This is a genomic window from Brevibacterium luteolum (assembly GCF_025147615.1).
GTDB classification, from domain to species: Bacteria; Actinomycetota; Actinomycetes; order Actinomycetales; family Brevibacteriaceae; genus Brevibacterium; species Brevibacterium luteolum.
On record NZ_JALXPM010000006.1, the window covers coordinates 70,968 to 82,257 of the forward strand.

The 11,290-nt window shown below is 69.9% G+C and carries 11 protein-coding genes; 6 read left to right on the forward strand and 5 right to left on the reverse strand.

Going from position 1 to position 11,290, the window contains the following annotated elements:
* The first annotated feature begins 51 nt into the window (after nucleotides 1–51).
* Complete coding sequence (locus M3C25_RS02775) at nucleotides 52–1,284, forward strand: molybdopterin molybdotransferase MoeA (protein WP_259854958.1); 1,233 nt, start codon at nucleotides 52–54, stop codon at nucleotides 1,282–1,284.
* 136 nt (nucleotides 1,285–1,420) lie between these two features.
* Here M3C25_RS02775 and M3C25_RS02780 read toward each other — a convergent pair whose 3' ends face one another.
* Genes M3C25_RS02780 through hutI form a run of 5 tightly spaced genes read right to left on the reverse strand, consistent with a single transcriptional unit; the run spans nucleotide 1,421 to nucleotide 7,640 of the window.
* A complete protein-coding gene (locus M3C25_RS02780) occupies nucleotides 1,421–2,167 on the reverse strand; it encodes an IclR family transcriptional regulator (RefSeq protein WP_102162280.1) in 747 nt (248 codons plus the stop codon).
* Nucleotide 2,168: 1 nt separating this feature from the next.
* Nucleotides 2,169–3,554 carry a formimidoylglutamate deiminase gene (locus tag M3C25_RS02785; protein ID WP_259854959.1) on the reverse strand — a complete coding sequence of 462 codons (1,386 nt, stop codon included), beginning with the start codon at nucleotides 3,552–3,554 and terminating at the stop codon, nucleotides 2,169–2,171.
* Nucleotides 3,551–4,816: an allantoate amidohydrolase gene (locus M3C25_RS02790; RefSeq protein WP_259854960.1), complete on the reverse strand. Its 1,266-nt coding sequence runs from the start codon at nucleotides 4,814–4,816 to the stop codon at nucleotides 3,551–3,553. Before M3C25_RS02790 ends, M3C25_RS02785 begins: the two co-directional genes overlap by 4 nt.
* A complete protein-coding gene (gene hutH, locus M3C25_RS02795) occupies nucleotides 4,813–6,411 on the reverse strand; it encodes a histidine ammonia-lyase (protein ID WP_217006807.1) in 1,599 nt (532 codons plus the stop codon). Before hutH ends, M3C25_RS02790 begins: the two co-directional genes overlap by 4 nt.
* 11 nt (nucleotides 6,412–6,422) lie before the next feature.
* Nucleotides 6,423–7,640, reverse strand: a complete 1,218-nt coding sequence (hutI, locus tag M3C25_RS02800; RefSeq protein ID WP_259854962.1) for an imidazolonepropionase — start codon at nucleotides 7,638–7,640, stop codon at nucleotides 6,423–6,425.
* A gap of 305 nt (nucleotides 7,641–7,945) precedes the next feature.
* Here hutI and M3C25_RS02805 point away from each other — a divergent pair, with 305 nt between their 5' ends.
* The 5 genes from M3C25_RS02805 to ribA form a co-directional block, all read left to right on the forward strand.
* Complete coding sequence (locus M3C25_RS02805) at nucleotides 7,946–9,196, forward strand: TM2 domain-containing protein (RefSeq protein ID WP_259854964.1); 1,251 nt, start codon at nucleotides 7,946–7,948, stop codon at nucleotides 9,194–9,196.
* Nucleotides 9,197–9,339: 143 nt separating this feature from the next.
* Nucleotides 9,340–9,531: a hypothetical protein gene (locus M3C25_RS02810; protein ID WP_102162274.1), complete on the forward strand. Its 192-nt coding sequence runs from the start codon at nucleotides 9,340–9,342 to the stop codon at nucleotides 9,529–9,531.
* Nucleotides 9,528–10,007, forward strand: coding sequence for an SRPBCC family protein (locus M3C25_RS02815; protein ID WP_259854969.1), 480 nt, complete (start codon nucleotides 9,528–9,530; stop codon nucleotides 10,005–10,007). Before M3C25_RS02810 ends, M3C25_RS02815 begins: the two co-directional genes overlap by 4 nt.
* Nucleotides 10,007–10,708, forward strand: a complete 702-nt coding sequence (locus M3C25_RS02820; RefSeq protein WP_259854970.1) for a CDP-alcohol phosphatidyltransferase family protein — start codon at nucleotides 10,007–10,009, stop codon at nucleotides 10,706–10,708. The genes M3C25_RS02815 and M3C25_RS02820 overlap by 1 nt, the downstream gene beginning before the upstream one ends.
* A 10-nt stretch (nucleotides 10,709–10,718) precedes the next feature.
* Nucleotides 10,719–11,290, forward strand: a 572-nt coding sequence (ribA, locus tag M3C25_RS02825) for a GTP cyclohydrolase II (protein ID WP_311200486.1), incomplete at its 3' end; no start/stop codon positions are given.

Sequence of the window (11,290 nt, forward strand, 5' to 3'; positions counted from 1 at the left end):
GCGCTGACCGGGATCATGTGCGGCCGGCCGGGGTCATGTGAGAATGACAGCATGACCCACCCCGACTGGGCCGAGGCGATCACCATCGCCGCGCGCGCCGGTGCCTCAACACTCCAGCCGGCCGCAGCACAGCCGCTGCCGGCATGCCTGGGCCGGGTGCTCGCACACACGGTGACAGCCGGCCGCGCGATCCCGCATTTCGACTCCTCGGCGATGGACGGTTTCGCCGTGTCCGGCCCGCCCCCCTGGCAGCTCGAGGCGAGCACCGCCTCGGGAGCGGATGCCCACGCCGCATCCGGCGCCCGTCCGCTGGCGGCAGGGTGGGCACGGCCGATCCTCACCGGCGGCGCAGTGCCGGCAGGCACCACGAGCATCGTGCGCTGCGAACACGCCGAGGTGATGGGAGCCGACGCGGCCGGACAGACCGGGCTGCGGCTGCGCGCTGATGCCCCGGCGACGGATCTGGCGCCGGCGCGCAACATCCGGCGAGCCGGCCGGGAGACCCGCGCCGGTGAGGTGCTGCTGGAAGGCGGGCGGGTGCTCTCACCGGCCGATCTTGCCTATGCGGCCGTTGCCGGGCTCGATGCGCTGCCGGTGCGCAGGCGGCCGCGGGTGGCGCTGCTGATGACCGGAGACGAGGTCATCACCGCAGGTCAGCCCGCACCCGGGCAGGTGCGCGACACCTTCGGACCGGCGCTGCCGGGACTTGTGGCAGGCCTGGGCGGAGACGTGATCGATGTACGGCGGATCGCAGACGATGCGCAGGAGACCCGGGTCGCGCTTTACGAGGCGCTGGCTGCCGCTCATGTCGTGCTCACCACCGGTGGGACCGGACATTCGGATGCCGATCACGTCAGGCGGGAGTCGGCACGCTTGGCCAGTGAGCTGCTCTTCCCGGAGCTGGCGATGCGGCCAGGACATCCGACGACGTTCGCTCAGCTCGGTGGGCACCCGGGAGCCTGGCATGTCGGGCTGCCGGGCAACCCGCTGGCGGCGATGACGGCGATCCGCGTCGTCGTCGAACCGCTGCTGTGCGGGATGCTCGGCCTCCCTCTGCGCCCGGCGCGTTCGGTGGAGGTCGCCGTCGAGGTGCGGCCGGTGCGCGTGAGCACACTCATGCCGGCACGCCAGCGCGAGGGCAACCGCTGGGAGCCCTGCGATGCCCGTGGGGCGAACATGCTGCGCGGACTCACCGAGGCCGACGGATTCCTCACCGTGCCGACTGCGGGTCTGCGCGCCGGCGAGCAGGCGCAGGTGCTCGACCTGCCCTGGCCGCAGGGGTGACGGTTCGTCTTCGCTGCCCTCAGCTCTGGGGCTGTGGGTCGTTCCTCGACCAGATGTCATCACCGCGCAGCACCGCATCGGCGTGAACACCCGTCCGTCCTGGTCAGCAGCTGACGCTGGCCTTTCAGTCGGCGTGTCAGCGCAGCCGTGAGGTGATCGTATCGGCCGCGGCCTTGACACGGTCTCTGACTTCGCTCACCCGCGCGTCGCTCTGCTCAGCATCCGGGATGCTGACCCCGACGCCGGCAACCGGGCGGTCAAGCACATCGAAGACCGGCGCGGCGACCGTGCACACGCCTGGGGTGATCTCCCCGCGTTCGAGCGCAAAGCCCTGCTGGCGAGTCTCGGCGAGTTGGCTGAGCAGCTGCCGCATCGAGGTGGGCCCGGCGCCGGTGCGGGAGACGAAGACGTCCTCGCCGCTGAGCAGTGCGAGCACATCGCGTTTGGGCAGCGCGGACATGATCGCCCGGCCAGTGGCGGTCAGGTAGGCCGGCATCCGCACGCCGGTCGCGGTGATGACGGCCACGGATTCGACCGACTGCTCCTTGAGCACATAGACGGTCTCCCAGCCGCGCAGCACCGCCAGCTGCGCCGTCCCGCGGGTCGCCTCGGCGAGCTGGCGGATGATCGGAGCCGACAGCCGCTGCAGCGGGTTGGCCCGCACATAGGCGCTGCCGAGTTCGGACACACCGGCGCCGAGCATGTACCCGCCGCCGGTCTTCGCCACCAGCCCGAGTTCTTCGAGCACCGAGAGGATCTCGTAGATCGATGAGCGCGGGATCGACAGCGAACGCGCCATCGCACCTGCGGTGATCGGCCGGTTCGATCCGGCCAGCGCGCGCAGGATCGCGACAGCACGGCGCAGGGCTGGGACTTCGGCCATCTCAGTCTCCGAAGTCGAAGGCCCGGTAGGCCTCCCGGTAGAGCTCGCCGACTGGCCCGAGGCTCGTGTGCACGCCGTTCGCGGCGACGAGCCGGCCGGCGGAGTACACGTGGGTGACATCGGCGGCGGTGCCGGCGAGCATGATCTGCTCGCCTTTGGATCCGTAGGTGCGCGGGGTGTCGGCGGCGATGACGGCGATGTCGGCAGGCTGGCCGACGGTCAGTCCCGCGCCCGAGGCGATGGTCGCCTCAGCAGTGGTGTCGCCGAGGTGCAGGGACCGGCTGCCGCCGGAGGTGAGTGCGGCGAGCAGTTCAGCAGGGCTGAAGCGGCCGCGCTGGCCGGAGCCGAGTCGTTCGCCGGCTTCGAGCCCGCGCAGTTCCAGCAGCGGGTCGAGGGTGACGTGCTGGTCGGAGCCGAGGCTGATGACCGCACCGGCGTCAGCGAGGGCGCGGGCCGGGCCGATGCCGTCGGCCAGGTCGGCTTCGGTTGTCGGGCACATGACGATCGTGGAGGCGGCGTCACCGAGCAGTTCGATGTCCTCGTCGGTTAAGTGGGTGGCGTGGACGGCCGAGAGCCGGTCGGTCACGACACCTGCGTCAGCGAGCAGCTGCGTGGGGGTCGTGCCGTAGGCCTTCCGGCAGGCGTCGTTCTCGGCCGGCTGTTCGGACAGGTGGACATGCAGCGGGCCCTCGAGTGCCGTGAAGGCCGGCAGAGCTGCGGCGGGGACGGCGCGCACCGAGTGGATCGCAGCACCGAGGGTCACTCCCCCCGCGGTGGCATGGGCTGGGAAGTCAGCGGCCAGCATCTCGGCCAGGCCGGTGTGACGCTGCAGGTAGCCGTCGATCGTGCCGTCGCCAAAGCGCTGCTGCTCTGCATTGAGCTCTTCGCCGATCGCGCCGGTGAGGTAGCAGGTGTCGAGGAGGACGAGCCGGATCCCGGCATCAAGCGCCGCCTGGGCGAGGGCGCGCTCCATCGCGTGCGGCTCAGCGTAGGGTGCGCCGCCGGGGGCGTGGTGGACGTAGTGGAACTCGCCGACGGCCGTGTAACCGGCGGTGACCATCTCCGCGTAGATGGCGCGGGCGGCCCGGTAGTAGTTCTCCGGGTCGAGCTGGCCGGCCACCCGGTACATCACCTCGCGCCACGTCCAGAACGTCCCTCCGTCACCGTGGGTGCGGCCGCGCAGCAGCCGGTGGAAGGCATGCGAGTGGGCGTTGACGGCGCCTGGGATCGCGAACCCTGCCAGCCGGTCCCCCGCCTCGGGAGCGGCAGGGTCTGCCCCCTCCTCGATCGCGGTGATGATGCCGTCATCGTCGATGCTGACGCGCACGTCACGGGCGTACCGGCCCGGGGCCAACCAGGCGGTCTCGAAGTGCAGCGAGCCGGTCATGATGCCGTTCCGTTGTCGAGGCCGTGGGTGAGTTCGGCGGCGAGCACATCGGCCAGCGCCTTCGCGCCGGCACGGGCATCGTCGTCTTCACAGGCTTCCTCCGGGGCGTGGGAGACGCCGGTGGGGTTGCGCACGAACAGCATCGCCGAGGGCACATGTGCGGCGAGGATCCCGGCGTCGTGCCCGGCGCCGGTCGCCAGCAGGGGCGCCTCGGGCAGGACGGCGCGCAGCCGGTCGTTCAGTTCGCGATGGAAGTGCGTCGTCGGTGAGTAGGATTCTCGGCTGACATCGAGGCCGACCTCGACGCCGTTCTCCCGCGCACCGGTACCGGCGGCTTCTGCGGCGCGCTCCTTGCCGCGAGTGGTGATCGCCTCGAGGACCTCTGCGACGACGTCATCGGAATCGTGGCGGATGTCGAGCCAGAAGTCCATCGCCGAGGCGATGACGTTCGTGCCGCCAGGGTGGATCGAAGTGCGTCCGACGGTAGCGACGGCCTCATCGAAGCCGTCGGCCAACGCCGGGATGTCGCCGATGAGGCGGCTGGCGGCAGCAACCGGGTCGGCGCGGTGGGCCATCGGAGTGGTGCCGGCGTGGTTGCCCTGGCCGGTGAAGCGGAAGTGCCAGCGGCCGTGGCCGACGATCGAAGAGCCGATCGCCACCGGCTGGTCGGTGTTGATGAGCCCGACGCCCTGTTCGACGTGGAGTTCGATGAACGACCCGATCTGGTTGACCCGGTCCCGGTCAGCACCCATCCGGGCAGGGTCGAGGTCATAGCGGGTGACGACATCGGCGAGTGTGTCGCCGTTCTGGTCGGTGAGCGCCAGGGCGTCCGCGGCGGCGACCGCACCGGTCAGCAGCCGCGAGCCCAGGCAGGCGAGCCCGAACCGGGAGCCCTCCTCCTCGGGGAACACGGCGAGCGCGAACGGCCGAGTGGGCCGATCGAAGGTGCCGCGGGCTTTGAGTTCGTCGTAGGCGGCCAGCGCCGAGGCGACACCGAGGGGGCCGTCGAACTGGCCGCCTCCGGGCACCGAGTCCAGATGCGAACCGGTGACGACGGCGTTCGCACCCGGAGCGGTCGCCCAGGCCCACACGATGCCGTTGGCGTCGATCTCGACGTCAAGGCCGCGGCGTTCGGCTTCGGCAACGAACCAGTCGCGCAGCTCCCGTTCGATCAGCGAGTAGCCCGGCCGCAGGTAGCCGGGCCCGCGCGGGTCGGTGCCGACTGTTTCGATCTGGCCCATGAGGCTGGTGACATCGGTCATGACTGTTCACTCCGTCCATTCAGCACGGTGCCATCCGTGTCGGTGAGCGTATGGGTGAGGCCAGCCACCGCCTCGGCGGCGGCCGTCACCTTCCCGGAGGACACGAGCTCGATCGCGTCGGCCAGCTCCGGTGAGAGGAACCGGTCGGGGCCGGGGCCGGGCACGGTCTGGCGCAGCAGGCTGATGACCGCGCCGGTGACGGCGGCCGGGTCGTGCTCGCGCAGGTCGGTGGCCCGGGCGGCTGCGTAGAGTTCGATGCCGAGCACGGAGGCGAAGTTCGTCACCGCGGTGCGCAGCTTCCGCGCAGCCGACCAGCCCATCGACACGTGGTCCTCCTGCATGGCAGACGAGGGGATCGAGTCGACGCTGGCAGGGGTTGCCAGACGCTTGAGGTCGGAGACGAGGGCGGCCTGCGTGTAGTGGGCGATCATTAGCCCGGAGTCGACGCCGGCGTCATCGGCGAGGAACGGCGGCAGGCCCTCGTTGCGGGCCACATCCATCATCCGGTCGGTGCGGCGTTCGGCGATGTTGGCGGCATCGGCGACGGCGATGGCGAGGAAGTCGAGCGCGTGAGCGAGCGGTGCGCCGTGGAAGTTTCCGTTGGAGGACACCGAGCCGTCAGGCAGCACGACCGGGTTGTCGATCGCTGCCCGGAGTTCGCGGGCGGCGACCTGGGCGGCGTAGGCGGCGGCGTCGCGGGCGGCACCGGTGACCTGCGGGGTGCAGCGCAGCGAGTAGGCGTCCTGGACGAGGTGGGTGGACTCGCGGTGGCTGGCGACGATCGGCGATCCGTCGAGGGCTTTGAGCATGTTCGCTGCCGAAGCGGCTTGGCCCGGGTGCGGGCGCAGCGGCTCGTGCAGATCGGGCATGAACACCCGATCGGTGCCCAGCTGCGCCTCCACGCTCATCGCCGCGGTGAGATCTGCGGTGGTGAGCAGGTTCTCGATGTCGTGAAGGGCCAGGATGAGCATGCCGAGCATGCCGTCGGTGCCGTTGACGAGCGCCAGTCCCTCCTTCTCGGCCAGTTCGAGCGGTTCGATGCCGGCTGCAGCGAGGGCGTCGGCGGCCGAGGCGGTGGTGCCGTCGGGTGCGTGGACCTCGCCTTCGCCCATCGCGACGAGTGCGCAGGCCGACAGCGGTGCGAGGTCGCCGGAGCAGCCGAGTGAGCCGTATTCGTAGACGACCGGGGTGATGCCGGCGTTGAGGATCGCAACATAGGTGTTGAGCGTCTCCAGGCGCACACCGGTGCGGCCGGTGGCCAGCGTGCGGGCGCGCAGCAGCATGAGCGCCCGGACGACTTCGCGCTCGACCGGGGTGCCGACGCCGGCGGCATGCGAGCGGATGAGGGACTTCTGCAGCTGGGCGCGCAGATCATGGGCGATGTGCCGCTGGGCGAGCGCGCCGAACCCGGTGGAGACGCCGTAGACCGGGCGGGGCGCCTCGGCCAGGGCCTCGACTGCGGAGCGGTTGGCGGCCACATTCTCAGCCACCGCCTCGGGCACGGTGACCTGCGCGTCGTGGCGGGCGACGGCGAGAACGTCGGCGAAGGTCAGCGCATCAGGATCGAGGGCGACGGTGGGGGTGTCAGCGGTCATGTGGGTGCCTTTCAGGATGGGTTGACGGCGATCGGGCGGCCGGCGCGGTGGACCTCACGGATGAGGTTGACGCCGGGCCGATAAGCCAGGTGCCGGTAGCTGGGTGCGGTGAGGATGGAGAAGTCGGCGCGGGCGCCGGGGCGGAGCCGGCCGATGTCGCTGCGTTCGAGTGCCGCGGCACCGCCGGCGGTGGCCGACCAGATCGCCTGTTCGACAGTGAAGTGCATATCGCGCACGGCCAGGGCGATGCAGAACGGGATCGAGCTGGTGAAGCACGAGCCGGGGTTGCAGTCACTGGCGATCGCGACGGTGACGCCGGCGGCGTGGAAGCGGCGGGCATCGGGGTAGGGCTGGCGGGTGGAGAATTCGACACCGGGCAGCAGGGTAGCCACTGTGCCGGCCTCGGCGAGGGCTGCGAGGTCCGCGTCCGAAGCGAAGGTCGCATGGTCGGCAGACGCGCAGCCGTGCGCTGCGGCCAGCTGCAGGGCGCCGCCGGCGGTGAGCTGGTTGGCGTGCAGGCGCGGACGCATGCCGTGGGCGACGCCGGCATTGAGGATGCGGGCGGTCTGGTCTTCGGTGAAGGCGCCCTCTTCGCAGAACACGTCGATCCACTTGGCCTTGCCGGCGGCGGCCGGGATGATCTCGTCGATGACGAGGTCGACGTAGCGCTCGGGATTGTCTTTGTGCTCCGGCGGGACGACGTGGGCGGCGATGAGGGTGGATTCATCGGTGTGGCGGTTGATGATCTCCAGCTGGCGGATCTCGTCCGCCAGCGTGAGGCCGTAGCCGGTCTTGATCTCGAACGTCGTGGTGCCGGAGTGCTCGGCCTGGCGCATGAGCGTCGTGAGGTTGTCTTCGAGTTCGGCGTCGCTGGCTGCGCGGGTGGCGGCCACGGTGGTGGCGATGCCGCCGGCGGAGTACTTCTGACCGGCCATCCGAGCGGCGAACTCGGCGGAGCGGTCGCCGGCGAAGATGAGGTGGTTGTGGCTGTCGACGAAACCGGGGATGACCGCGCCGCCGGCTGCGGAGATCGTGGTGGCGCCGGCGGGGGCCTCGTCAGCTGGGCCGACCCAGCGGACGATGTCGCCGTCGATGAGCATCGCAGCGTCGGTGATGATGCCAAGACGTTCATAGCCGTCCGGCGCCGAGGCGGGGGCCGGGCCGGCAGCGGCGGCTGACGGGTCGTTGGTCACGAGCTCCGAAATGTCGGTCACGAGAATGGTGCCCATGGTTTCCCTTCTGCACTGGCCGGCGGCGTCATCACCCCCAGCCATTCGGCGTCCAGCCGCGTGGATGGCGTGCACACGGCAGTCGTCTTCAGGGTGCCATCCTGAGCGGCGTGAAGGCACCGGTCTCATGCCATTATCGTCTGAAATGCCGGACTCGGGAACCTCGTGTCATGGGTCTACGTGGACCCAACACCCGTGAATCGCCACATCGCCGACCACCAGGGCCAGCAGACGAATCTGGATGTAAACTGAAAGCTGACTGAGTAGAAACTGTGCAATGCGCAGCCGAGAGAATCGAGCATCAGATGTCGTATCAGCCCGGTGACGGCGAGACCGACCGCTTCCCACAGCAGCCGCCTCACGACCCGTCGTCCGCCTATCATCCTCTGGCCGATGCACACAGCAGCCAGCCCGGTTACAGCCCCGCACCTCAGTATGGTTCGCAGCCGCAACCGGCATACGGAACCTCCTCCTCACACCCGGGCGCGCACGCTCCGGGCTACGGTGCGCATCCGGGGCACCCTGCAGGCGACTCGGATAAGAGCTTCCTCGTCACCTGGTTACTGGCATACTTCCTCGGCTCTTTCGGCGCCGATCGCTTCTACCTCGGCAAGATCGGCACGGCGATCGCCAAGCTGCTGACCGCCGGCGGACTGGGCATCTGGGCGCTCGTCGACCTCATCATGGTCCTCGTCGGCGCCACTCGCGACAAGCAGGGCCGCCCGCTGGCCGGTTACCAGCAGCACAAGAAGACCGCGTGGATCGTCACCGCCATCCTCGTCGCACTCGGATTCGTCATCGGCATCATCATAGGAGTCGCCGGCCTTTTCGGTGCGCAGAGCGCTTCAACCGTGCGACCGGCTGACGAGCCGGCATCGCAGTCTGCACCAGAGGATCCCGCCGACTCAGCGCAGGAAGAAGAGCCGCCTGCAGCCGAGGAGGCCGACGCCGAGGAGGAATCGGCTGCTGAAACCGAAGACGCCGACAGCTCCGGCACCGACTTCGCTTCCTGGGCCGACGGAGCCTTCGGCACGTTCGACCCGGTAACCGAAACCGGCAGCGGTGACACGGTCATCGACATGCCCGCCGGCGTCTCCGGCGTGCTCATCACCGCGAAGTACAGCGGCGATGGCAATTTCATCATCCAGGGCCTCGACGAGTCGAATGCGAGCAGCGGAGCGCTGCCGGTCAATACGATCGGCGCCTATGAGGGGACGACTTTCGTCAGCGCAGACGGCTGGGACGCCACATCGAAGCTGCAGGTCACTGCAACCGGCACTTTTGAGATCACGCTGTCACCGGTGTCCACGGCGGCCGCATTCTCCGAATCAGGCTCGGGGGACACGGTGATGCAGTACACCGAGGGCGCGGCAACCGTCAGCTTCACCCATGACGGAGACGGCAACTTCGTGGTGCACGAGAATTCGGGCTCCGACTTCGGTCCCGACCTGCTCATCAACGAGATCGGCAGCTACGACGGCTCGATTCCCCTGAGGTCAGGCCCGTCGATTCTCATCGTGCAAGCCGACGGCAGCTGGACAGCGTCAGCAAGCTGAGAGACTGTTCGCACACCCGAAGGCCGAGGGGCCCAGCTCAGATGAGCTGGGCCCCTCGATCCATCCGCAGCGCATATGCTGATCCAGATCCGCCCGCTGGGCTGCATCATCCGCGAAACCCAGAGCATACGACGCTGACCTTCGTGCACAAGCCCCAGACGATCAAGGGCGACCCGCAGCAGTTCCGCTTCCGCGGCTTCACGGCCCAAAAGACGGCTCTCGCCGACTTCACCACCACATCGCTGCCGACTTCGTGGGAATTCCTACCCGAAGGTGAGGGCGATGACGACTCCGGTGCCCGGCAGCCCCGCACCCAGCATAGGCTGGGACGATGACCCGCACAGCGCCGCGCCGGCACCGGTTCGTCTCACAGTGGCAGATCCCAGCTGAGACGCACCGGTGCTGGCAGGCGCTGTGTGCCGTTGACGGCTGGCCGGCATGGTGGCCCGGCGTGCGAGAGGCGCATTTGTTCGCTGCGACCGGCACGGCTGCCCCGAACACCCGCGCCCGGGTGGTCGTCGGCAGCCCGCTGGGCTTCCGCCTCGATCTCCTGCTCAGACTCACGTCTGCCACCGCCCCGCATACCGCGAAGCTGGCGGTCAGCGGTGACCTGACCGGGACCGGGACATGGCGTGCCGCGCCCGATGGGTCGGGCACCCAGATGACGTTCGAGTGGTTGGTGTGCTCCCGCCGAATCGCGGTCAACGCCTGCAGCCCGCTCGCCGGCTGGGCGCACCGGCATGTCATGGCCGCAGGCGAGCGCGGCCTGGATGCCCACTTGTCCCCAGGCCCACCGTCGGGCGGGTGCTGATGCGTCGACTCCCCGTCATCCTCATCCTCACGGTCGCACTCGGCACGGCCGGGTGGCTGGCCGCCTCAGCGGTGCCGGTCATCCTGGCTGCCGGCACCGGGATCCTCGGTGCGTGGCCGTTGCTCGCGCCACGTGAGCCGGCCGCCGCCTCGGAAACGGGCAGCGGCTGGCACTGGGCCGACTGCGTCACCAGCCTCCGGTTGGGGATGCTGCTTGTCGTCATCGCCGCGATCGCCGTGCACCCGGGCCCGGGCTTCGGGTGGCTGGCGGTCGCGATCGCGATCCCGATGCTCGCCCTCGACCTCGTCGACGGGCTCATCGCCCGGGCGACCGTCACGACTGCCGCCGGCGCCCGCTTCGATGAGCAGGTCGACGCGACCGTCGTGCTTGTGCTCTCCGCAGCGCTCGTGCCGCTCTACGGCACCTGGTGCCTCATCAGCGGGCTGGCGCACTTCGCGTTCCGGGCCGGAGCCGCGATCCGGCCGGCCTGGAGAGCCGAGCTGCCGCCGTCGTGGCGGCGCAAAACGGTGGCCGCCTTCCAGGGCCCGCTGCTGCTGGCCGCTGGCTCCCCGCCGGGCTTGGCGGTGCCGGCTTTCGGGTGGGTGTGCACGATCGCAGCGGTGGCAAGCCTCCTCGTCTCCTTCGCCCTCGACATCCGCATCCTCGAACGCGGCCGTGCCGCCGAGGTCAACCAGGCCTAGACTGTCATCCATGGCCATCTCCGAATCCGGCACCGCGCTTCACCAGCGGGCACGCACGATGCTGCCCACCGATCACGGCGTCTTCACCACTTACGCCTTCGACGCCGCCGGCACCACGCATGTCGCGATGGTCGCCGGTGACCCGTCTGCTGCGACCGCCCCGCTCGTGCGGATGCACAGCGAGTGCCTCACCGGCGATGCGCTGGGCTCGCATCGCTGCGACTGCGGCGACCAGCTGCAGGCGGCACTGGCCGCGATCGCCGATGCCGGCTGCGGTGTGCTGCTCTACCTGCGCGGACATGAGGGCCGCGGCATCGGGCTCGGCCCGAAGCTGGAGGCCTATGAGCTGCAGGATGCCGGGCTCGACACCGTCGATGCCAACCGGCGCCTCGGCCTGCCTGATGACGCTCGCGACTACACCGCCGCCGCCCAGATGCTCGAGGCCCTCGGCATCACCCGGGTGCGGCTGCTGTCGAGCAATCCGACGAAGGCCGCCGCGCTCGAAGCGCTCGGCATCGAGGTGATCGAGCGGCGGATGCTCCCGGTCGCCGACCGGCCGGAGAACGCAGGCTACCTCGACAC